At 38.7% G+C, this 21,411-nt stretch carries 19 protein-coding genes; 10 read left to right on the top strand and 9 right to left on the bottom strand.

Translation table 11 applies throughout. The features are described 5' to 3' along the window. Positions 1–10: 10 nt before the first annotated feature. Positions 11–853, bottom strand: coding sequence for an acetyl-CoA carboxylase, carboxyltransferase subunit beta (accD, locus tag BUR11_RS19220; protein ID WP_074226664.1), 843 nt, complete (start codon positions 851–853; stop codon positions 11–13). Between the two features lie 229 nt (positions 854–1,082). Here accD and BUR11_RS19215 point away from each other — a divergent pair, with 229 nt between their 5' ends. After that, positions 1,083–2,717: a carbon starvation CstA family protein gene (locus BUR11_RS19215; RefSeq protein WP_074226663.1), complete on the top strand. Its 1,635-nt coding sequence runs from the start codon at positions 1,083–1,085 to the stop codon at positions 2,715–2,717. A 10-nt stretch (positions 2,718–2,727) separates the two neighbouring features. Here BUR11_RS19215 and BUR11_RS19210 read toward each other — a convergent pair whose 3' ends face one another. The 5 genes from BUR11_RS19210 to BUR11_RS19185 all read right to left on the bottom strand — a co-directional run bounded on the left by BUR11_RS19210 (position 2,728) and on the right by BUR11_RS19185 (position 9,549). Then, on the bottom strand, positions 2,728–3,840 hold the full coding sequence (locus tag BUR11_RS19210; RefSeq protein ID WP_074226662.1) for a protein involved in meta-pathway of phenol degradation: 1,113 nt from the start codon (positions 3,838–3,840) through the stop codon (positions 2,728–2,730). 117 nt (positions 3,841–3,957) lie between these two features. Next, positions 3,958–4,503, bottom strand: a complete 546-nt coding sequence (locus BUR11_RS19205; RefSeq protein ID WP_074226661.1) for a hypothetical protein — start codon at positions 4,501–4,503, stop codon at positions 3,958–3,960. A 343-nt stretch (positions 4,504–4,846) separates the two neighbouring features. Beyond that, positions 4,847–7,762, bottom strand: coding sequence for a translation initiation factor IF-2 (gene infB / locus BUR11_RS19195; protein WP_074226659.1), 2,916 nt, complete (start codon positions 7,760–7,762; stop codon positions 4,847–4,849). 63 nt (positions 7,763–7,825) lie between these two features. Further along, positions 7,826–9,070 carry a transcription termination factor NusA gene (gene nusA, locus BUR11_RS19190; RefSeq protein ID WP_074226658.1) on the bottom strand — a complete coding sequence of 415 codons (1,245 nt, stop codon included), beginning with the start codon at positions 9,068–9,070 and terminating at the stop codon, positions 7,826–7,828. 5 nt (positions 9,071–9,075) lie between these two features. Then, positions 9,076–9,549 (bottom strand): ribosome maturation factor RimP, encoded by a 474-nt coding sequence (locus BUR11_RS19185; RefSeq protein WP_074226657.1) that lies wholly within the window; start codon positions 9,547–9,549, stop codon positions 9,076–9,078. 334 nt (positions 9,550–9,883) lie between these two features. Between BUR11_RS19185 and BUR11_RS19180 the strand changes: the two genes are divergently transcribed. The 5 genes from BUR11_RS19180 to rodA are packed head-to-tail and all read left to right on the top strand — an operon-like array spanning position 9,884 to position 15,344. Continuing rightward, complete coding sequence (locus BUR11_RS19180; RefSeq protein WP_074226656.1) at positions 9,884–10,912, top strand: rod shape-determining protein; 1,029 nt, start codon at positions 9,884–9,886, stop codon at positions 10,910–10,912. 7 nt (positions 10,913–10,919) lie between these two features. Then, on the top strand, positions 10,920–11,756 hold the full coding sequence (gene mreC / locus BUR11_RS19175; RefSeq protein ID WP_074226655.1) for a rod shape-determining protein MreC: 837 nt from the start codon (positions 10,920–10,922) through the stop codon (positions 11,754–11,756). Further along, entirely contained in the window at positions 11,746–12,267 is a 522-nt protein-coding gene (locus BUR11_RS19170; RefSeq protein WP_074226654.1) for a rod shape-determining protein MreD, read from the top strand. Before mreC ends, BUR11_RS19170 begins: the two co-directional genes overlap by 11 nt. After that, positions 12,267–14,069, top strand: a complete 1,803-nt coding sequence (gene mrdA, locus BUR11_RS19165; RefSeq protein WP_074226653.1) for a penicillin-binding protein 2 — start codon at positions 12,267–12,269, stop codon at positions 14,067–14,069. The genes BUR11_RS19170 and mrdA overlap by 1 nt, the downstream gene beginning before the upstream one ends. Then, positions 14,070–15,344: a rod shape-determining protein RodA gene (rodA, locus tag BUR11_RS19160; protein ID WP_074226652.1), complete on the top strand. Its 1,275-nt coding sequence runs from the start codon at positions 14,070–14,072 to the stop codon at positions 15,342–15,344. Here rodA and BUR11_RS19155 read toward each other — a convergent pair. The 3 genes from BUR11_RS19155 to BUR11_RS19145 form a co-directional block, all read right to left on the bottom strand. Beyond that, positions 15,341–15,862 (bottom strand): HD domain-containing protein, encoded by a 522-nt coding sequence (locus BUR11_RS19155; RefSeq protein ID WP_234982204.1) that lies wholly within the window; start codon positions 15,860–15,862, stop codon positions 15,341–15,343. The two genes, rodA and BUR11_RS19155, sit on opposite strands and share 4 nt — an antisense overlap. Positions 15,863–15,932: 70 nt before the next feature. Next, positions 15,933–16,499, bottom strand: a complete 567-nt coding sequence (locus BUR11_RS19150; RefSeq protein WP_074226650.1) for a Pycsar system effector family protein — start codon at positions 16,497–16,499, stop codon at positions 15,933–15,935. Positions 16,500–16,647: 148 nt separating this feature from the next. After that, positions 16,648–17,775, bottom strand: coding sequence for a hypothetical protein (locus BUR11_RS19145; RefSeq protein ID WP_074226649.1), 1,128 nt, complete (start codon positions 17,773–17,775; stop codon positions 16,648–16,650). A gap of 32 nt (positions 17,776–17,807) precedes the next feature. Between BUR11_RS19145 and BUR11_RS19140 the strand changes: the two genes are divergently transcribed. From BUR11_RS19140 to rho, 4 genes are all read left to right on the top strand, one after another. Next, entirely contained in the window at positions 17,808–18,134 is a 327-nt protein-coding gene (locus BUR11_RS19140; RefSeq protein WP_074226648.1) for a 2Fe-2S iron-sulfur cluster-binding protein, read from the top strand. A 4-nt stretch (positions 18,135–18,138) separates the two neighbouring features. After that, positions 18,139–18,723, top strand: coding sequence for a thymidine kinase (locus BUR11_RS19135; protein WP_074226647.1), 585 nt, complete (start codon positions 18,139–18,141; stop codon positions 18,721–18,723). Continuing rightward, on the top strand, positions 18,723–19,412 hold the full coding sequence (gene recO, locus BUR11_RS19130; protein ID WP_074226646.1) for a DNA repair protein RecO: 690 nt from the start codon (positions 18,723–18,725) through the stop codon (positions 19,410–19,412). Before BUR11_RS19135 ends, recO begins: the two co-directional genes overlap by 1 nt. A gap of 205 nt (positions 19,413–19,617) precedes the next feature. Continuing rightward, positions 19,618–21,372 (top strand): transcription termination factor Rho, encoded by a 1,755-nt coding sequence (gene rho, locus BUR11_RS19125; protein WP_074226645.1) that lies wholly within the window; start codon positions 19,618–19,620, stop codon positions 21,370–21,372. Positions 21,373–21,411: the final 39 nt, after the last annotated feature.

Below are 21,411 nucleotides of genomic sequence, written 5' to 3'. Positions count from 1 at the left end.
GGATAACTGATTAATTATGCAAGAGGTTTAGCAAAGTGGTCAAACGACTCTTTAATTGACGTCGATCGATGATAAAATCCAAGAAACCATGTTCCAAAACAAACTCAGAACTTTGGAATCCTTTAGGCAGATCTTTCCCGATTGTTTCTCTAATAACTCTTGGACCTGCAAATCCGATTAATGCTTCTGGCTCCGCAATGTTAAAATCTCCCAACATTGCATAAGAGGCTGTAACACCACCTGTAGTAGGATCTGTCAATAAAGAAATAAATGGAATTCCTGCTTGATCCAATAGCGCCAACTTTGCAGAAGTTTTGGCCATTTGCATCAATGAAAAACCAGCTTCCATCATTCTTGCTCCACCGGATTTAGAAATCATAAGAAATGGAACCTTATGTTTTAGGGAATAATCAATCGCCCTAGCGATCTTCTCTCCCACAACTGATCCCATAGATCCTCCAATAAAATTGAAGTCCATACAGGATACCACTAGGTCCAATCCGTTCATTTTTCCAACCGCAGATCTTACAGCATCATTGAGTTCCGTCTTTTTTATCGTCGCTTCGATTCTCGAAGTATACGGTTTAGTATCGGTAAATTTCAAGGGATCACCGGATTTCATATCCTTATCCAGCTCCGTGAATTTATTACCATCAAACAGTATTTCGAAGTATTCTTTAGATCCGATTTTTACGTGGAAATCATCATCAGGACACACATAAGCGTTATTTTTCAATTCACGCGTATGAATGATATTCCCATTCGGGGTTTTAAACCAAAGGCCATCAGGAGTATCCTTTTTCTCCGCTGTGGAAGTTTTGATGCCTTTGTCAGTTCTTTTAAACCAAGCCATATTGTGATTTTAGGTCGTTGTTTTGACAAGTCAAAGGTTACAAATTTAGTCCATATCTCCATTAAATAAAACCGGTAATTCTCCCGCGTTGTTTTATTTAATCAATAATTTCTTTTTACCATCCGAAAAAATTTCTTTTTAACTCCCTATATATTTGCTTTATTTTGAATAATAAAATAGACTCAGTACGAATATACTGCGTTTTGAGGTATTGCCAAATAACCCAAATATGAGCCTTCCCCTATTATTACTAGCATCTGGTATCATTCTTTTTTTAGCCTATAAGCTATATGGAGGTTTTGTATATAAAAAGTTTGGCCTTTCAGATGATAAACCAGCGCCATCCCATGAGTTCAATGACGGGGTAGATTATGAGCCTAGTAAACCTATTGTGGTACTTGGTCATCATTTTGCCTCTATTGCGGGAGCAGGACCTATCGTAGGCCCCATCATCGCAGTGACATTTGGATGGATTCCCGCGGTTATTTGGATTTTGGTAGGAGGAATTTTTTTTGGAGCGGTGCATGACTTAGGAAGCATGGCAGCTTCTTTAAAAACAGAAGGCAAATCCATTGGAGTCATCATTAGAAATCAAATAGGACCAAAAGGGAAACAGTTATTTGTGTTGTTTTCATTTTCCACACTCATACTTGTAATCGGTGTTTTCGCAGATATCATAGCAAAAACGTTTGTTAGCAATCCAGGAGTCGCTTCCGCTTCTATCTCGTTTATATTCCTTGCGATGGCATTTGGCCAAGTAAGTAAAATGATTGGAAGCAGGAAAATTGCTTTTGCTATTTTAAGTACGATTGGGGTCATTTTGATGTATTTCTTTGTGTTTGTGGGAATCCAATTTCCATTCGTTTTAGATTATAAGATCTGGATTTTAGCCTTATTGGGTTATGCTTTCATTGCTTCTGTCACCCCAGTAAGTTTGCTTTTACAACCTCGAGATTATTTAAATAGCTTTTTATTATATGGAATGATCATCGCAGCAGTTCTGGGCATTTTCATTGCAAACCCAGAGGTGAAGATGACCAATGAAATAGTCACTTCTTCAGAAAGTTTAGGCTACATATTTCCAGTGCTTTTTATCACCATTGCCTGTGGAGCTATAAGTGGATTTCATTCCTTGGTGGCATCCGGGACCACTTCCAAACAATTGGATAAAGCCAGCGATGCCAAGTTGGTAGGATTCGGAGGAATGTTGATCGAGTCATTTTTGGCCATTATCTCCGTTTGTGCAGTCATCGTGTTGGAACGCGGAGACTATTTCACCAAGTTAACTGGAGAAGGCCCTGTAGCACTATTTTCCACAGGCTTGGGCGGAATGATTTCAAGTTTGGGAATCCCTGAAGAATTTGCAATTGCATTTGTTGCATTAACCGTTTCAGCATTTGCCTTAACCACTTTAGATACCTGTACAAGATTGGCAAGATTTACTTTACAGGAGTATTTTGAGGACATTCCTCAACCTGTAGCAAAGAAAATAGCTACGAATCGCTATCTATCTACCGGCATCGTAGTGGCACTATCCATCCTATTATTGGTCTCGGGAGAATTTACCACACTTTGGCCTATTTTCGGTTCTGCCAATCAATTGTTAGCTGCTTTGGCTCTATTGACCATTGCCGTTTGGATGATCCGCGAAAAAGTAAATGCTTGGTTTGTGACCATTCCCATGTTTTTCATGTTTACGGTCACCCTAGCTTCTTTAGGTCTATTTGCCTGGAAAAATTTCCAAGAACAAGTATATGTACTTTCAGCGATTGCTGCTGCCCTATTTATTTTGGCAATTTCTTTAATGGTGTTGGCCACCAAAAGTTTGAAAAGTGAGGTTAAAGAGCATGCAAAAGCCCTTTAACCTCTAACAATTATTGAAGTGTCCCAAAAGGAGATTTCACTTTTTTAGGTATTCTCCAAGCCAATGTAAAATTGATCAAGTAATCTGCGAAAGCTGCATCACCATGGACCTTGTCATCTGGGGTAGAATTTTCAATATCTGTCACACTTTGAGTTCTATTTCTCAATAGTGCAATTGGCACATTTAAGGTTCCCGTAACATTCCCTTTCATATAGCTAATTCCTGGCTCCACTGATACAATATAGCCTGGTCTTCTAAATCCATTACTTCCTCCGAAAACATCCCGAACCGGAATTCCTTCTACACGTCCACCAAGGGATAATCCCAAACCGTGGATCTTTTCAAAAGAATTGAACACTCCAGTTCGCAATGCAAACTGATCAGGAACACTCATGATCGCTTCATTTTCGCGTCTTCTATTGGTTGGAGTACCATTCGTTTCTCTTGGATTAAATAGGTAGAACCCGTCATAATACCAGAAATAGGTTCCTTTCAAATTCCATAAACCTTGGAAATCTACGATAAAGCCTGTCCCTCCATCTCCCAACTGAATGGATTGATCTACGGTTTTGATCTGTTCCTCTCCATTTTCACCTTGGTTATAAAATGTGCTGGTGGAAGCATAATCGCCTGTCGGGAATTTGATACCCAATCCAATTGCTGTATTTCCTTTTTTCGCTTTTTCTCCGGAAAGCAACCAATAGCCTGCGCCTATTCGAATGTCTCCTAATCCTTGAGAATAGGTAGTATGCCTCTCTGTTCTACCATGTTCATATAAAGAACTTCGTTCATTGTATTGGTAGGGTAAAGAAACTATACCATAAATTCTTTCAGAAAATGCATAACTGATATTCAAATCCAGCCCATGTTGATGGTTGATTACTTGGGTCCCATCCTCGATTCGATTGGGCTCTTCATGAGACCCCCTGAAGTGTCGAAAGGATTTAAAGTATCGATAATTTGCGGAAATATTCAATTCTCCTTTTTCGAGCATATTTCCTTGTCCCACTGCATTTCCTAATCCTGAAAATTGACGGATAGCGACGCATCCTTGGGCATAGACGTTAATTGATCCAATATATAGAGCTGTTACTGACAACAGCATCAGAGTAAATTTTTTCATAGTTTTTGGGTTATTGAAAAATGTATCTTAGCAAAACTCAATTGAGATTATAGAAGACACAGTCTTTCAGAAAGAGTATTCCTCCTTCATGATGAATAATTAAAAATCCGGAAATAATTAACCCAATTGTGGAGGAGGTGAATCCAAAGAATAGAAAGGATTCTTATAGGCAGAAAAAATAGAAACTACCGTTTTGTCAATTATCGATTGTTTGAATGCAGTAAAACTAAAGTCGCAGGCTTGAATATAATCCTTTACAAAATTCTTAAGCACCGACTTACCCTGTTGGTCTTGGGGTAAATCATCCCCTATTAATGAAGAAACCCACTGCTTAAATGTATTGTCCAATACTGTTCTCGAAGTATCCGGAACATAAATGATCTGTAAAGTTTCCTGAGTATATCGTTGTTTGATTGCTCTGTAGTAATTCCCATCCAATTCAAATCGAGTATTGGTCACTTGAAAGTCTTCCTGGAAGGACATATATGGAACTGTCAAAGGAACTTCCAGCATTTTCTGTTCGTCCAGATTCATATCCATTTCAAAAACATCTTCCTCCCATTGAGCCTCAAGATGATTCTCATATGAAAAATAGAATGCGTAGTAACCAAACTGATAGATGGCGAAACACGCAAGGAGCAATATGGAAGAGAATTTTTTCAATTCTTGGAAGAAATACCTTGAAAAGTATGAATAATCTCAGGGAATCCCCAATCGGATTAATAAAAAATACACTGAAATATTCAGTTTAAGCAATATAATATTTTAGCAAAAAATGGATTAGCCACAATACAATTGAAGTCAATCCAAATATTTTCAAAACTTTCAATCTGTTTGATCTATCTAAAAACCATAATACATACACTGGTTTTATCATTCCGATAACCAGATTTAGTATCGAGATTGCGATAGCTATTTTTAACAGTATCAGAATTGATTCAATCATAGGTCAAAAATAAAAAAGGAACGGCAAGCCGTTCCTTTCTACATATAATTCTAAGCGAATTTATTTTTTACGCTTAATTTCTTTCATCTCGTATCCTTCAATCGTATCATCGATCTCGATATTGTTGAAGTTTTTGATTGAAATACCACATTCGTAACCAGCTTTCACTTCAGCTACATCGTCCTTGAATCGCTTCAATTGATCGATTTCACCTTCATGTATCACAATTCCGTCACGGATCACTCTGATCTTATTCTTACGTGTGATGTAACCATCCATTACATAAGAACCTGCAACAGTACCGATCTTAGAAATCTTAAATACTTCACGAACTTGAATATTACCAGTGATTACTTCTTCAAATTCTGGCTCGAGCATTCCTTCGATAGCATCTTTGATTTGATTAATCGCATCGTAGATAATCGAGTAATGTCTGATTTCAATTTCTTCTTGTTCAGCTAGTTTCTTCGCATTAGAAGACGGTCTTACTTGGAAGCCTAGAATAATTGCATCAGAAGCAGAAGCCAACAATACGTCAGATTCAGAAATCTGCCCTACTCCTTTATGGATGATATTCACTTTTACTTCATCCTTAGAAAGCTTCAACAATGAATCGGAAAGTGCTTCAACTGAACCATCCACATCACCTTTAATGATGATATTCAATTCCTTAAATGAACCGATTGCCAAACGACGACCAATTTCATCCAAAGTAATATGCTTCTTAGTTCTAAGGCTTTGCTCTCTTTGAATCTGTTCTCTTGAGTTAGCAATTTCTCTAGCTTCTCTTTCGGTATCATACACTTTGATGATATCCCCTGCTTGAGGAGCACCACTCAGTCCCAATAACTGGACAGGAGTAGAAGGTCCGGCAGTTTTCAGCTTTTTACCTTTATGGTCAAACATGGCTTTCACACGGCCATAGTGCTTACCTGCCAACGTGATATCTCCAATTTTCAAGGTACCACTTTGGACCATAATGGTGGTCACATAACCACGTCCTTTATCCAAGGAAGCTTCGATTACAGTACCCACTGCATTTTTATCTGGATTTGCTTTCAATTCCAATACTTCTGCTTCCAAAAGTACTTTTTCAAGCAAGTCGTCTACACCTTCACCTGTTTTAGCTGATAATTCCTGAGATTGGTATTTTCCACCCCATTCCTCAATCAACAAGTTCATATTGGCCAATTCCTCTTTGATCTTATTTGGATTAGCATTAGGCTTATCAATCTTATTGATCGCAAAGATCATAGGTACTCCAGCTACCTGAGCGTGATTGATCGCTTCTTTGGTCTGTGGCATGATGCTATCGTCCGCTGCAATTACAATAATTGCGACGTCAGTAATTTTGGCACCACGAGCACGCATGGCAGTAAATGCCTCGTGACCAGGAGTATCAAGGAATGCGATTTTATGACCTGTTTTGGTCATCACATCATAAGCTCCAATGTGTTGGGTAATCCCCCCTGCTTCATCAGCAGTCACCTTGGAAGTTCTAATGTAATCCAACAAGGATGTTTTACCGTGATCTACGTGACCCATGATGGTCACAATAGGAGCTCTTTCGATCAAGTCTTCTGGATCGTCCTCCACCTCTTCTACGATTTCATCTTCAATAGACTTCGTAAACTCTACGTCATATCCGAATTCATCTGCAATGATGGTAATGGCTTCTGCATCCAATCTCTGGTTGATCGAAACGAACATACCCAGGGACATACAGGTAGAAATAATTTGATTGACAGAAACATCCAACAATGCTGCTAAGTCATTTGCAGAAATAAATTCTGTGACTTTCAACAATTTTGTTTCTTCATTTTCATGATCAACTTCTCTCTCTCGCTCTGCCTTTTTATCTCTTCTAGACTTGGATTTTCCACCACCCGGTTTATTTCCTTGAAGTCTAGCAAGCGTTTGTTTGATCTGATCTTGAATTTCTTTTTGAGTTGGCTCAGCTTTTTGTACTCTGCCTTGTCCTCCTCTATTTTGATTATTGCCTCGTTGACCTTGGTTTCTATTTCCTCCACCTTGGTTTCTATTTCCACCTGCGTTGGAACCACCCTTGTCAATTCTTTTACGAGGTCTCTTTTTATCTCTACCTCTTTCGTCAGAAGATGCAACTGGACCACCTTTCTTTTTAGGTTTGTCTGCAGGAAGTTCAATTTTCCCCAATACAGTCAATCCTTTTAAAGAATCTGCTTTCGCAGAAATCACTTCGTCCTTTGGCTTTTTCACTTCAGCAGCAGGAGCTGCTGGAGTGGAAGGAGCAGCAGGCTTTACTTCCGGCTTAGGTGCAGGCTTGGTTTGTTGACCTCCCTGAGGAGCATTTTGCTTTTTCTGGTCTTGACCAGGCTTTTGCTGTTGATGAGGCTTCTTATAATCCCCACCATGTCTTTGACCTCTATTCCCTTGACCAGGTCTTTGATTAGAAGCAGGTTTTTTGCTCAAATCAATTTTTCCTAAGACTTTGATCCCTTCCAATTTCGGAGCCTCAGGCTCTACTTTTTCAGGTTCAGCTTGTTTTGGAGCTGAAGCAGATGGAGTAGGCTCAGACTTAGGGGTTGGCGCAGGAGCTGATTCTTCAGCTTTCGCTTCAGGTGTTTTTGCTTCTACTTTCGGCGTTGGCTCAGGAGCCGGCGTTGGAGTTACTTCAACTTTAGGCTCAGGTTTAGGAGCCTCTTTTTGAACCGGTTTTGGTTCTGGCTCTGGAGCCTTTTCTTGCTTAGGAGTTTCAGACTCCATCGAAATAGGCTCATGGCGCTTCCCTATAGAGAGGTGGGAGGCCTCTTCTTTATCGAGGGCAGAAGACTTGAATTCCTTTCTCAGCATCTCTACTTGTTCCATACTGATCTTGGAATTCGGATTATTCTCCACCTCAAAGCCCTTTTTAGCCATTGACTCAACGATGGTCGCCGTTCCCACGTTGAGTTTTCTGGCTATCTGGCCTAATCGCATCATTTTTTCTTCTGACATAAGCAAAAACCTCTTTCGAAATCTTAAGTAAAATAGGGTATTTTAATTTGTAATTCCCTTGTATTATTGTTCAAATTCTTGTCTGAGGATACGGAATATCTCATCGATCGTCTCTTCCTCAAGTTCTGTTCTTCGGAGTAAATCCTCCTTACCTAAAGTCAAGACACTTTTTGCAGTATCTAGACCTGTTTTTTTCAATTCATCAATGATCCATCCTTCGATTTCATCACTGAATTCAATTAGATCAACATCCTCCTCTTCGTATTCATTCAATTCACGGAAGACATCAATTTCATAATCTACCAATTTACTGGCCAGTTTGATATTGAATCCTCCTTTACCAATAGCAAGTGATACTTGATCTGGCTTCAAGAATACAGAGATTCTCTTGGTCTCTTTATTAACTGTAATGGATGAAACTTTGGCAGGGCTCAAAGCTCTGGTCACGTAAAGTTCCAAATTATCTGTGAAATTAATCACATCAATATTTTCATTTTGAAGTTCTCGAACTACTGCATGAATTCTAGAACCTTTCATACCGACACAAGCTCCCACTGGATCTATTCTGTCGTCATAAGATTCTACAGCAACTTTAGCTCTTTCCCCTGGCTCACGGACAATCTTCACAATTGTGATCAATCCATCGTACACCTCAGGAACCTCATTTTCAAATAATCGTTCCAAAAACACTGGAGAAGTTCTGGAAAGAATGATCTTAGGATTCCCGTTCATCATGTCCACTCTGTGAACAATTGCTTTAACGGTATCCCCTTTTCTAAATCTGTCCTTAGGAATTTGCTCTCCTTTAGGAAGAATCAATTCGTTACCTTCCCCATCCATCAAAAGAATCTCTCTTCCCAGAATCTGATACACTTCTGCTGAAACGATTTCTCCTACCTGCTCTTCATACTTATTATAAAGGATATCTTTTTCAAGATCCTTAATTCTCTGAATCAAAGTCTGACGGGCCATCTGAACTGCTCGTCTTCCAAACTCCTCCAACTCAATTTTTTCGTAAACTTCCTCGCCAATCTCAAAATCAGGTTCAATTTTTCTAGCTTCACTGAAACTGATTTTATCAAAATCCCAAATATCCTCAGAATTATCGTCAACAATCTCTCTAATTCTGAAAATCTCGAGGTCACCTTTATCAGCATTGATCGTTACATCGAAGTTTTCATCAGATTCAAACTTCTTTCTAATCATTGCTCTGAACACATCTTCCAGGATACGGATCATGGTTGGTCGATCCACATTTTTAGATCTCGCAAAATCTGCGAAGGATTCTATTAAGATTTTGGCATCCATTTGAGTTATTTAAAAGATACTTGTACGATTGTTTTATTCATCTCTTCAAAAGGAAGAGTTACTTCCTCTTCCGTGGCTTTTTTGCCTTTTTCTTTTTTCTTGACCAGCATTTTCACGCCAGCCTCCTCTACATCTACTAATTTACCTACAAGTTCTTTCCCTGTAGTCAACAAAACTTTCAATTCCCTTCCTATATTTTTTTGGAATTGTCTTTTACCGTTCAATGGATAATCCAATCCTGGTGAAGAAACTTCCAAAATATATGCTCCGGGCATCAAGTCCTGAACTTCCAATTCCTCGGAAACCGCTCTACTTACATCGGCACAAGTCTGGATATTCAACCCTTCATCTGCATCAATTAAGATGCTCAAGGTTGTTTTCCCTCCTTTATTAACCATTGAAACCTCCACAATGAAGTGTTTTTCATCCGGAAGATGCTTTTCAACAATTTCTTCGATAGACTGCTTCAGTTCGGACATAGTATGCATAATGAAAGAGGGGACATATGGTGTCCCCTCCAGAAACTTTCGAATACGACGCAAAGGTAAAATAAATTTGATGCAAAAACAATTTGAGTAAAAAATCTACAAGAAGAGAAGTAAAGAAACACCCAAATTGGGGGATTTCTTACATTTTGATTTTACCAGCCAAAGTAACTGACCACCATTTTAATAATAACACCAAAAAATATCGGGTTTCTTTCAGATTTCTCCCATTAAGGTAATAATTTTGCCGACCCCCGTTTAATATTGAGTGCACATCGTACTATATTGAACTATTAACAGCAATTTTAAGCCAATCAACAAGTCAAAAATGGGATTATTCGATTTTTTCTCAAGTGATATAGCCATCGATTTGGGTACAGCCAACACGCTGATTATCCATAAGGATAAAATAGTGGTGGATGAACCCTCAATCATTGCGATTGATAAAACCAACAACCGTGTATTGGCCGTTGGAAGAGAAGCGATGAACATGCATGAGAAAACGCATGAAAACATCAAAACAATTAGACCATTAAAGGATGGTGTAATTGCTGATTTCTATGCAGCAGAGCAAATGATTCGTGGGTTGATAAAAATGATCCCTGGTCAAAAGAAAGGAATGTTCCCTCAATCACACCGAATGGTGATCTGTATCCCTTCTGGTATTACAGAAGTTGAAAAAAGAGCTGTTCGTGACTCAGCGGAACATGCTGGTGCCAAAGAAGTATATATGATTTTCGAACCAATTGCTGCCGCAATAGGTATTGGAATCGATATTGAAAAGCCCATGGGGTCGATGATTGTTGATATCGGAGGGGGTACTACAGAGATTGCTTTGATTGCTTTGTCAGGTATTGTTGCTGATCAATCCATACGAGTGGCAGGTGATACATTCACCAAAGACATATTGGATTATATGAGAAGACAACACAATTTGTTGATTGGGGAAAGATCTGCTGAGAAAGTAAAAATCGCCATAGGATCTGCATTGACAGAACTTGATGAGCCCCCAGAAGATCACGAGATCCGTGGGCGTGACTTGATGACGGGGATTCCAAAAGTAATTAAGGTATCCTACTCAGAAATTGCATTTGCGTTGGACAAATCTGTTTCCAAAATCGAAGAAGCCGTTCTTAAAGCTTTGGAAATAGCACCTCCTGAATTATCAGCGGATATTTATGACAACGGAATCCATTTGACTGGTGGAGGAGCTTTATTGAAAGGTTTGGACAAAAGATTGCATCAGAAAACCAAACTTCCAATACACATCGCAGAAGATCCATTAAGAGCAGTGGTAAGAGGTACCGGAACTGCCTTGAAAAATATACAGAATTTCAGAACAGTATTGATGACATAAACCCTGAATGCTACGCATCCTACAATTCCTTTATAATTTAAGGTCCTTTCTTTTATTCATTTTACTAGAAATAATAGCCATCTGGTTACTAGTAGCAAATAATTCCCCTCAGGGTGCTGCGTTCTTTAATAGCTCCAATGCATTAGTAGGCTCTATTTTGGAGACCCAATCCAATGTGAGTGATTTTTTCTCTCTTGCTGAAGCAAATGAAGCTTTAGTAGTGGAAAATTCCAGACTCATGGAGCAATTGAGTAGTTTAAAACTGGAACCGGATAGTGTGGAAATCTCTTTGGATTCGGCCTTGTCTTCCCAATTTGAGTTTATGGGAGCAAGAGTAATCAGTAATTCCTTGCGATATACGCAAAATCACATGACCTTAAACAAAGGTAGGAATCAAGGTGTGAAACCAGGAATGGGGATTTTCAATGAGAGCGGAGTAGTGGGAAGGGTAAAATCAGTTTCAGACAATTATGCAGTTGGCATTTCGTTATTGAACAATGATCTATTGATTTCGTCGATCATCAAGTCCACCGGAGATTTTGGATCCATCAATTGGGATGGTCAAGATTCCCAGAAAGCCAAAATGTTGTATGTCCCAAGACATGTACAGGCACAAGTTGGAGATACAGTAGTCACTTCAGGTTACAGTGCGGTATTTCCTAGAAATTTAAAAATAGGTATCATCTCAAATGTTATCCAATCCTCGGATCCAAATTACTTGGATATTGAGGTAACACTCACTGCGGATTTTAGTAAAATTTCTTATGTGTATTTGGTAGAAAATACGCAGATCGATGAATTGGATTCCTTATATCAACAATCTGAATTAACTAATGAATTTTAGAAATCTGATCTCTTTTATTTTTCTTCTATTGATATTAGGGCTCGTTCAGATTCTTTTCTTAAAAAATCTTGCCCTATTCGGTGTTGCATTTTGCTTTTTGTACTTAGTAGGGATTCTCAGTTTGCCTTTTCAAATTAGAGAAATCCAACTCTTATTAATCAGTTTTGGAGTCGGTCTGACAATTGATGTGTTTTATGACACGATTGGATTGCATGCTTCTGCTGCTACCCTACTCGCATTTTTAAGACCACTGTGGTTAAAAATTATCCGGCCAAATGGAGGATATGATGACTCCACCCAGCCTACCCTACAGGAAATGGGATTGGGTTGGTTCATAAGCTATTCCCTTCCTTTGACCTTTGCATTTTGTCTTCTATTCTTTACTGCTGATCAATGGGGGTCAGGAGCTTTTTTAGGGATCTTAAACAAAAGCTTATTCTCCTCGATTTTTACAGTCGTTTTGGCTATAATTGTACAACTACTGTTCTTCAAACGTAGGAGAGGAATCTGATGAACGACCAAAGACCCGTAGCAATAATCATCTTCATTTTCTTGATCGGTTTGGTACTATTGACCAAACTATTTATGATCCAAGTAATGGACGACAGCTTTATGAAAAAAGCTGAAAGGAATGCTATACAACGAGTGGTAGACCACCCTTACCGGGGGCTCGTGTATGATCGGAATGGGAAACTATTGGTCTACAACAACCCCATCTTTGATCTGATGATCGTGCCAAAGGAATTTGAAGTGGGAGACACTACCCGATTCTTGGAACTTTTCAAAATCACTAAAGAGGAGTTGATAGAATCCTATCAGGCTGCAAGAAAATATTCTTGGGTGAAACCATCTCCGCTTATCAAGCAAATTTCTACTACGGATTTTGCCAGAATGCAGGATTACCTAATTGATTACCCGGGATTATTTATCATGACTCGCTCTGTCAGATCTTATCCATTGCCCATTGCTGCGCATGCCTTGGGTTATATTGGAGAAATCAACGCAAGACAATTGGAAAGGGACTCAACCAATTATTATGTCCAAGGGGACTACGTTGGTCTGAGTGGCATGGAGCGATTTTATGAAGATGATTTAAGAGGGGAGAAAGGGGTAAAATATAAAATGGTCAATGTAAGGGGAGTGGACAAAGGACCTTTCAAAGATGGAGAATACGATACCGCTTCTGTAGCTGGAAAAAATATTACCTCCACTATTGATATGGACTTGCAGAAATATGGCGAGTTCTTAATGGGTGGAAAAAAAGGATCGGTAGTGGCTATTGAACCAAAAACAGGAGAGATTTTGGCAATGATTTCCGCTCCTTATTATAATCCAAATGATTTAACCGGAGCTGATTTCAGTAAAACTTACAGGAGCTTAAACTCTGATGAAAGCAAACCTCTTTTTAACAGGCCTATCATGGCAACTTATCCTCCTGGCTCCATTTTTAAAGTGGTGCAGAGTTTAATTGGTTTGCAAGAGGGAATCTTGACTCCTAATACCACCTTTGCCTGTAACAAGTCATTAGTGGCATGCCATAATCACCCTTCACCAGTTAATTTATTCGGTGCGATCAGGAATTCTTGTAATCCCTATTATCATCAAGCTTTCCGTCAAATCATCAATCAAGAAGTTTCTTCCAATACTTATAAGGACACTGAAATTGGTCTAAATGCTTGGCGGGAAAAAGTGCTGAAATTCGGATTAGGTAGCCGATTGGGAGTAGATATGCCAAATGAAAAAGGAGGCAGCGTCCCTTCCAGTAAATACTATGATCGTTTTTATGGAGAGGGTCGATGGAAATACAGTACGATTTACTCCCTTTCTATTGGTCAAGGTGAAATGCTGGTCACACCGCTACAAATGGCCAATTTAGCTGCAATATTTGCGAATAAAGGATTTTACTATCCCCCCCATTTAGTAAAAGCAATAGACAACGATCCCACACAAATTCCAGAGAAATATAGAACGAAAAACGAGGTCGGGGTTGATGCTCATCATTTTGACATGATTCAGGATGCCATGGCAGAAGCCCTATATGGTACAGCAACCCGAGCAATTATGAAAGATTTAGTCATTGCAGGTAAAACTGGAACAGCTCAAAACCCTCATGGTGAAGACCACTCTGTGTTTGTGGCCTTTGCTCCTAAGGATGACCCCAAAATAGCCATCGCAGTTTATGTAGAAAATGCGGGTTGGGGTGGTAGAGCAGCTGCTAGTACAGCCTCTCTCATGATCGAAAAATACATCCGTAAGGAAATCACTAGGCCTGAGCTAGAGCAATATGTACTGGCAGGGAATTTTATCTATTAAATGAGAGAGTCCGATATTCATATCAGTCGTGTGGATTGGTTAGTAGTAGCCATTTATTTTGCCTTGGTCATTTTCGGCTGGTTCAATATCTATGCTGCAGTCTATGATAGTCAGGCTCCACAAAGCATGTTTGACATGTCTATCAACTCGGGACAGCAACTGGTGAGGATTGGAATTTCTGTAGTCTTGATTATCCTGATCATGGTAGCAGATTACCGTTTTTTTGAGAATCTTTCGCTTTTCATCTATATCTTTTTTATTGCCTTACTAGTTGTTACTCCATTTATAGGAAAAGAGGTAAATGGACAAGTTCTTACAGTGGGCTTTGGCTCTTTTAGAATTCAGCCGGGTGAATTTGCAAAACTGGCTACAGCACTGGCACTGGCCAAGGTGATGGAGCGTCCTACCTTTGATCTAAGTAAAACCAAAAATCAATTGATTGCTTTTGGCGTTCTATTAATTCCGGTGGCTCTGATCCTATTACAGCCGGATACTGGAACAGCCATGGTTTATTTTTCTTTGCTTGTGATGTTTTATCGCGAAGGTCTTCCTCAGCGTTATTACATTTTGGGTTTTGGATTTATCGCCTTGACACTTTTATCCTTAGGAATAGAAAATAACTTATACCTGGTAGCAGGGATTGGGTTAATTGTTCTGGTTTTAATCATTATCGGAAAAAAAAGCTGGCAGAGAACCATTGTTTTTTCATTGATTGGTTTAGGCATGGTAGCCTATAGCTACAGTATTGATTTTGTAGTTTCCAAACTTCCAGATCACCAGCAAAATAGGATTATGGTACTATTTAATCCTAATTTAGATCCTTTGGGAGTGGGATGGAATGTCACACAATCTAAAATTGCGATTGGCTCAGGAGGTCTATTGGGCAAAGGCTATTTAGAAGGGACTCAAACCAAATTTGATTTTGTGCCCGAGCAGCATACCGATTTTATTTTCTGTACGCTTGGAGAAGAATTTGGCTGGGTGGGTAGTCTAGTGGTAATCGGACTATTTGTAACTCTCTTGGTTCGCTTGGTAATCATGGCGGAGCGGCAGAAAACCAGATTTGCAAGAATTTATGGATATGGAGTTATATCTATCCTGCTATTTCACTTTATGATCAATATTGCCATGACTATTGGTTTATTCCCAGTAGTTGGTATTCCATTGCCATTCTTTAGCTATGGAGGTTCCTCTCTCTGGTCCTTTACCATCCTTCTGTTCATCTTTGTGAATATAGATGCGTCTAGAGCAATGCAATTAGGAAGATTGGGTTAAGAATTTAGCAGCTTATTAAGCCAAGCCTGCTTTTGGGGCTCTCGGTTCTTGATTGCAAAAGGAGTATGAAAATGATGGGCTTTTAGAAAATTGATTTGTAAATTTTTCCATTGTTCATCTGTCTCGATCACCTTCATGTATTTAAGCTCTTCAAAAAGTTTCTGGCTAATTTCGGGGTAATCGGCCCTTCCTAGATAATCCAAATCCGCATCACAAATGATCATTTGCAAAGGATTTAAAGGAGTTTGCGGGATCTTGGTTGCCATCACTAAACCTTTCACTTCCTTAATATGGCTTTCTCCCATTCCTAATTCTTGCATAATCCCTGCAGCCATTTCAGAACCTACCTCCTCATGATTTGCTGGTCCTTTTAAGAATCCCATATCATGAACAATTGCTCCTATTCTTAAAAGATATCTTTGTTCTTCCGTAAGATTTAAGCGTCTGATATATTGCTCACATACATTCAATACGTCCAATGTATGATCCATTCCATGATAGGAAAGATATGAAGGCAAATCGGCTTCAAGTTTGTTTAGTACAATTCTCCTAAGTTTTAAATATCCCTTCATTTCATTAAAAAAGAGTTCAGCCTTGTAACGCAGTTCTTAAGGCATAATACAAAATAAACACAAACAATAAGCCAATATTGAAAGAAAGAAATCTAATCGAAAGATTCACATTGCGGAATTTTGCAGCGGTGATTTTGGCGTTAATATATACTTGTTCTCCTAATTGATCAAGTAAAGGCTTCCGTTTTACACTTACCTGTTCCAGTACTTTTACATATTCTTTAATGGTTCCATAAGAATTGATGATGTCTCCAAAAAAGAATACACTATTATCAAACTTACTTTCAATTTGGGGCATAAAGCATCGGAAGCTATAAAAAATGGAGGTCACACTAAACAAAAACCACATTGAAAGAAAAATATAAATAACTGGGTCTTCAGCGGCCACTTCTATTAAATGGTCAGAAAATTGAAAAAACACATTAATAAGGAGACCATAAAAAGAAAGCACTAAACCGGCCTTGATTTCTGAGGCTTTTATCAAATCCCTTAGGTAATTAATCAGATACCAGTAGTTATCAATAATATCTATACCAGAATCAAATTCAGGGATATCCTCCATCCCTTCTCCTTTTTTGACCATTACCTAATCTTAATTTTTAAAAATTTAATCCTTTAAATTCAAGATATTCTATGATTTAAACAAATCCTTTCGTTTTGATTTATGATTCAAAGGGTAAAATAAAAAAGGGCATTTAAAAAATGCCCCTTTCTCAATCAAACACTGATGATTATACATCATCGAACTTTCTATATATCAATAAAAGAAACTCCTGCACTGGTTCTGACTCAGTTTCCCAATTCAATTCGTTTACATAGCGTGAGTTCACAAGGTCAATTGCATCATTAAAATTTCGACATTCATCTATTGATTTTAATGCGTGGGTCAATAAATCTGAATTGCCATCGAAAAGCTCTTTGGTAAACATGAACCGTTGATTGATAGCAAGACTTTCAGACAAATCACCTATCACGCCTTTCATGCCGTTATAAGACTCCGAGGCAAACCTGCTTTTAAGTGCAGCAATATTTAGTGAAGCCCCATTTCCTCTATCGTTTGTTTTAGGAGTAGAAAATACCGGCTCCTCTTTTTCCAATTTAGGAGTTTCTTCTTTAATTTCTTCCTTCCCCTCATTTTTTGAAGGGGTATCTTCTGCAGCATCCATTTGATCAAAAAAGGAAGTCGAGGAATCATTTTCATGAGAAGCTGTGCTTTTCCTTGGCTCCTCTGTTGCGACAGATTCTCTGTATGCATCCAAGTTAAAGGCTTTGATATCACCGAAGGTGGCTAACAAAAGATTTTCTGACTCTAAAGAATCCTTTACTACTTGATAGTTGGCACTGATTGCTCTCAGGTATTCACTTTTATCATGACCGAATCCTGCCTTATCAATCAGAAATGTAATTACCCGATCATGCCATTTATAGTATTTTTTATTCTCTTTCAAATACTCATTAATTTTTCCTTCCGGAGCACCCTCTATTTCGGATTGGTAATACCATACTGGATCAGTCGCTAATTGGATAGATTGAATGACGGCCGTTTCTATCAAAGGTTCTATATGGGCCCGTTCCACTTTAATCCTTCTGGACAATACATTCATAAATTGGGTAAGGGCTTCATGAACAGCAATGTCTCGATAATCAAAATAAGGATTGCTTTTCAATTTGGCCAACTCATCCTGCCAAAGCTCAAATAGTCTTTTTATAATAAAAAAGTTTACTTGGGTACTGCTGGTCAATTGAATGATATCCTGACCCGTCATGTATTTTTTCGAAGCAAAAAACCCTTCGCACACGATGCTGGCGTATTCCTTGCCGTATTTTTCTAAATAATTGCTGTTAATTTGAATAGTCATTGGTTAGTCCTGTTTAAAAAAGCAACGAATAAATGTCCCGAATAGTCATTCAAAACTTATTTAATCGAGAAATTAATTCTAATGCAGCTCATTGTAAAGTTATTGAATTAATTCATGAAAATGGTATTGATTGGATGCATGCCTGTGGTAAAAAGGGACGATGTACTACTTGTAAGATCATTGTCATGTCTGGAAGTGAAAATTTGAGTCCCAAAACTCCCGCAGAAGAGAAATTTGAGAATCTTGGAAGGTTAAAAACCAATGAACGCTTATCTTGTCAAGCAGAATTGATCTCAGGTGAAGTGGTGGTTCGTGTGGCTGAAATCAATAAGTTTCCACATATAGAATATAGTAAATAAAGGTATGTTTATCGAACCTTCAATAGGAAGGAACAAATCTCCTGAAAGAAAAGGCCAAATAGAGGTTATTTGCGGCTCTATGTTTTCTGGCAAAACCGAAGAGTTGATCAGAAGGTTAAACAGAGCAAAAATTGCCCGGCAAAAAGTAGAGATTTTCAAACCATCAATCGATAAAAGGTACAGTGATTCAGAGGTTGTTTCACATAATGAAAATACGATACGCTCCACTCCTGTCGATTTTGCGGATGACATCCTTTTGCTCAGTGGGGATTGTGATGTAGTTGGAATAGATGAGGTTCAGTTTTTTGACAATGAAATAGTCTCTGTTGCGCAAAAACTTTCAAGACAAGGCAAAAGGGTGATATTGGCGGGATTGGATATGGACTTTGAAGGAAACCCTTTTGAACCCATGCCCAGCTTAATGGCTATAGCTGAATATGTGACGAAGGTGCATGCAATTTGTATGAAATGTGGTGATCTAGCGGCCTTTTCTTTAAGACTTTCAGACTCCAAACAAAAAGTGATGTTGGGAGAGAAAGAAGCCTATGAAGCAAGGTGTAGGAAATGTTTCTTCGAGGATAAAAACTAATGCTCCAAAAAACGTCGGGAATCGTATTAAGCTATATCCGCTACAAAGAGAGTAGCATCATTTGCAAAGTTTTCACTAGAGAGCTGGGTTTGAAGTCGTATCTAATCAATGGAGTAAGAAGTCAGAATAGTAAATCCAAAATAGCATTATACCAACCCATGACCTTATTGGACATGGTTGTGTATAATAAAGAAAGTACAGGCCTCCAACGGATATCTGAAGTCAAACTCACCCGAGCCAATCAATTAATCCCTTTTGATTTTAACCGAACCGGAATAGCCTTATTCATGACTGAGGTACTTACGAGGTCCATTTTTGAGAATTATCAGAATGAATACCTTTTTGATTTCCTGGAAAAAAGCATTATCGAATTGGATCGTCAAAAATGTTCTTTAAGTCATTTTCCCCTGGTATTTTTAATTGAGCATGCAAAATATCTAGGCTTTGCTCCCGAAAGTGCCAAAGAATTTTTAACAGAGAATCAAGGCCAACCCTTTAAATTAGAAGAGCTAGAGTCAGCCGAAAACTTCATTAATGAGTTAATTACTTCAAAATATGCTTGTGATGTCATGGTGCCTTTGTCTTTAAGAAGGAAATTAATGGATCACTTACTTGAGTTCTATAATCAACAATTGGAAAACAATCAAACCTGGAAATCCATGACTATACTTCGTCAGCTTTTAGACTGATCTAAAAACAATTAGAAAGAAAATGACAGTAAAGGAATAAAAATTTGCTAAATCCAAACCGATCCTTTAATATTGTGACGTAGCGTAGTTGTCTAAGTCAGCCCACTTTGACTTAAGTTTTTCCTGCAGACCATTTTTGCTCAGAAAATCAATTACGATCCCAAATACCGCATTTTACAAAATATTATTATTTCATACCCTCTTTATGTACAACATAGAAGAACTCAGAATCAGACTACTGTCTGAACTGAAGGAAATCGCAGAGGAACTGGGAGTTAAAAACCACAAGACTCTAAAGAAAGACGATCTAGTCTACGCGATCCTTGACCAGCAAGCTATCACCCCAGAAAAAGCATTGCCTAAAAAGAAACCGTCTGTTGCTGAAACCAAAGCTCCAGAGGAAGAGAAGAAAGCAGCACCAAGTGAAAAACCTGCTTCCGAAGAACCTGAATTCAAGCCTAAATTTAAAAGGCAAAATGTAACGGAGATCCCAAAAGAAAAGCCTGCTGAGAACTCGTCTTCGGAAGAACCCAAGAAGGTAGAAGCAAAAACTGAAAGAGCCCCTAAGAAGGAAGCTCCCGCCAAAGCTGAAACTCCTAAAGAGGATTCCGCCAAGGCAGAAGATGCCAAAACTTTTAGACCAAGAAGAAAGGTTTTTGACGAGAAGAGTAAAGAAGAAAATCCAAAAGCAGCTGCTCCTTCTCCAAAATCCAATGATAAGCCAGAGCCGGAGGTAGAACTTCCAAGAAGGAAAAACTTCAAATCTCAGGATGAGGTGATGGCACCTGCTGCTGAAACGACTCCACATTCGAATAGAAAGAGACCTTTTGTCAATGCCCGCGAATTTGACGGTGTCATTGTCAATGAAGGTGTTCTGGAAATGATGCAGGAAGGTTATGGTTTCTTAAGGTCTTTGGATTACAATTACCTAGCTTCTCCAGATGACATCTATGTATCACCAAGTCAGGTAAAACTGTTCGGTTTAAAAACCGGAGACCATATTAAAGGATCCATCCGACCTCCAAAAGAAGGGGAAAAGTATTTTGCCCTATTAAAAATTGAGACAGTCAATGGTAAAACCACGGATGAAATTAGAGATAGAGTACCTTTTGAGTATTTGACACCTCTTTTCCCTGAGGAAAGATTAAATCTTTCTACTTCTCCTGATAAAATGTCTACTAGAATCCTAGATTTATTTGCACCAATTGGTAAAGGGCAAAGAGGGATGATTGTTGCACAGCCAAAAACTGGTAAAACTGTACTATTACAGCAGATTGCAAACGCGATCACCAAAAACCATCCTGAAGTGCATTTGATGATACTTCTGATTGACGAAAGACCAGAAGAAGTGACGGATATGGCAAGATCAGTGAATGCTGAGGTGATCTCTTCCACATTTGATGAGACAGCAGACCGTCACGTAAAAGTGGCCAATATTGTGTTGGAGAAAGCAAAGAGAATGGTGGAAGTTGGTCATGATGTAGTGATCTTATTAGATTCAATTACCAGACTAGCTAGAGCCCATAACACAGTAGTTCCTAGTTCAGGAAAAATTCTTTCTGGTGGTGTGGATGCCAATGCGCTTCATAAACCAAAAAGGTTCTTTGGAGCTGCGAGAAATGTTGAGAATGGTGGTTCATTAACCATCATCGCCACCGCCTTGGTAGAAACAGGATCTAAGATGGATGAAGTGATCTTTGAAGAATTCAAAGGAACAGGCAACATGGAACTGGCCTTGGACAGAAAACTTGCCAACAGAAGAATCTATCCATCTATCGATGTATTGAGTTCTGGAACAAGAAGAGAAGATCTCTTGATGGACAAAGAAGAAATGCAGCGAGTATGGATTCTGCGTAAACTCATGAGTGATATGACTGCTCAGGAGTCCATGGAATTCTTGTTACAAAGAATGAAAGGAACCCGAGATAATGCTGAGTTTTTGATCAGCATGAACGGTTAACTTCTCAATTCCGGATCGATTTTAAAGCCTTTGATTTAA

The organism is Algoriphagus halophilus (genome assembly GCF_900129785.1).
GTDB classification, from domain to species: domain Bacteria; phylum Bacteroidota; class Bacteroidia; order Cytophagales; family Cyclobacteriaceae; genus Algoriphagus; species Algoriphagus halophilus.
The sequence above is the reverse complement of the archived record's forward strand: the minus strand, read 5'-3'. Positions and strand labels throughout refer to the sequence as shown.

Bases quoted from the DNA above. Each gene is read 5' to 3' on its own strand.
- BUR11_RS19135 (WP_074226647.1), top strand. From the start codon at position 18,139: ATGTTTATCGAACCTTCAATAGGAAGGAACAAATCTCCTGAAAGAAAA.
- BUR11_RS19215 (WP_074226663.1), top strand. From the start codon at position 1,083: ATGAGCCTTCCCCTATTATTACTAGCATCTGGTATCATTCTTTTTTTA.
- BUR11_RS19150 (WP_074226650.1), bottom strand. From the start codon at position 16,499: ATGGTCAAAAAAGGAGAAGGGATGGAGGATATCCCTGAATTTGATTCT.
- BUR11_RS19140 (WP_074226648.1), top strand. From the start codon at position 17,808: ATGTCCCGAATAGTCATTCAAAACTTATTTAATCGAGAAATTAATTCT.
- nusA (WP_074226658.1), bottom strand. From the start codon at position 9,070: ATGGATGCCAAAATCTTAATAGAATCCTTCGCAGATTTTGCGAGATCT.
- BUR11_RS19210 (WP_074226662.1), bottom strand. From the start codon at position 3,840: ATGAAAAAATTTACTCTGATGCTGTTGTCAGTAACAGCTCTATATATT.
- recO (WP_074226646.1), top strand. From the start codon at position 18,723: ATGCTCCAAAAAACGTCGGGAATCGTATTAAGCTATATCCGCTACAAA.
- BUR11_RS19185 (WP_074226657.1), bottom strand. From the start codon at position 9,549: ATGTCCGAACTGAAGCAGTCTATCGAAGAAATTGTTGAAAAGCATCTT.
- BUR11_RS19180 (WP_074226656.1), top strand. From the start codon at position 9,884: ATGGGATTATTCGATTTTTTCTCAAGTGATATAGCCATCGATTTGGGT.
- rodA (WP_074226652.1), top strand. From the start codon at position 14,070: ATGAGAGAGTCCGATATTCATATCAGTCGTGTGGATTGGTTAGTAGTA.
- BUR11_RS19145 (WP_074226649.1), bottom strand. From the start codon at position 17,775: ATGACTATTCAAATTAACAGCAATTATTTAGAAAAATACGGCAAGGAA.
- BUR11_RS19170 (WP_074226654.1), top strand. From the start codon at position 11,746: ATGAATTTTAGAAATCTGATCTCTTTTATTTTTCTTCTATTGATATTA.
- infB (WP_074226659.1), bottom strand. From the start codon at position 7,762: ATGTCAGAAGAAAAAATGATGCGATTAGGCCAGATAGCCAGAAAACTC.
- accD (WP_074226664.1), bottom strand. From the start codon at position 853: ATGGCTTGGTTTAAAAGAACTGACAAAGGCATCAAAACTTCCACAGCG.
- mrdA (WP_074226653.1), top strand. From the start codon at position 12,267: ATGAACGACCAAAGACCCGTAGCAATAATCATCTTCATTTTCTTGATC.
- rho (WP_074226645.1), top strand. From the start codon at position 19,618: ATGTACAACATAGAAGAACTCAGAATCAGACTACTGTCTGAACTGAAG.
- mreC (WP_074226655.1), top strand. From the start codon at position 10,920: ATGCTACGCATCCTACAATTCCTTTATAATTTAAGGTCCTTTCTTTTA.